This is a genomic window from Alteromonas sp. G5_S2_22_S1, from assembly GCF_054968525.1.
The window spans coordinates 1-239 of record NZ_JBQKUJ010000081.1 but is presented as its reverse complement, the minus strand read 5'-3'; the positions used below and the strand labels follow the sequence as shown (position 1 = coordinate 239).

Here is a 239-nt window from a genome sequence, read left to right as displayed (position 1 = left end):
TGTGACATGGTTGATGATGAAGAGCTTCTAGAGCTAGTAGAAATGGAAGTTCGTGAACTTCTTAACGAATACGAATTCCCAGGTGATGACCTACCAGTTATCCAAGGTTCAGCTCTTAAAGCGCTTGAAGGCGACGCAGAGTGGGAAAAGAAAATCATCGAGCTTGGTGAAGCGCTTGATTCATACATCCCAGAGCCAGAGCGTGCAATCGACAAGCCGTTCATCCTTCCAATTGAAGA

General features: G+C 45.6%; 1 protein-coding gene. It reads left to right on the top strand.

Annotated features, from left to right (window positions below; genetic code table 11):
• A partial coding sequence (locus ACTRWF_RS19765; RefSeq protein WP_462836112.1) for a GTP-binding protein occupies nucleotides 1-239 on the top strand: 239 nt, incomplete at both ends.